The sequence below is a fragment of the Streptomyces durhamensis genome (assembly GCF_000725475.1).
GTDB classification, from domain to species: domain Bacteria; phylum Actinomycetota; class Actinomycetes; order Streptomycetales; family Streptomycetaceae; genus Streptomyces; species Streptomyces filipinensis.
On sequence record NZ_JNXR01000136.1, the window covers coordinates 1 to 386 of the forward strand.

1 protein-coding gene is annotated in these 386 nt (G+C 66.3%); it reads left to right on the top strand.

What is annotated here, in order from left to right; genetic code table 11:
• On the top strand, window positions 1–386 hold a 386-nt coding region (locus IO33_RS0142125), incomplete at both ends, for an alpha-glucosidase C-terminal domain-containing protein (RefSeq protein ID WP_031174354.1).

A 386-nucleotide genomic window follows, 5' to 3' on the forward strand; every position in this document is an offset into this window, starting at 1 on the left:
CCGATCCTGTACTACGGCGACGAGATCGGCATGGGCGACAACATCTGGCTCGGCGACCGCGACGCCGTGCGCACCCCGATGCAGTGGACCCCCGACCGCAACGCCGGCTTCTCGTCCTGTGATCCGGGACGCCTCTTCCTGCCGACGATCATGGACCCCGTCTACGGCTACCAGGTCACCAACGTCGAGGCGTCGATGTCCTCGCCGTCCTCGCTGCTGCACTGGACCCGCCGCATGATCGAGATCCGCAAGCAGAACCCCGCCTTCGGACTCGGGTCCTACAACGAACTGCAGTCCTCCAACCCGGCGGTGCTCGCCTTCCTGCGCGAGTTCGAGGACGACCTGGTGCTGTGCGTCCACAACTTCTCCCGCTTCGCGCAGCCCAC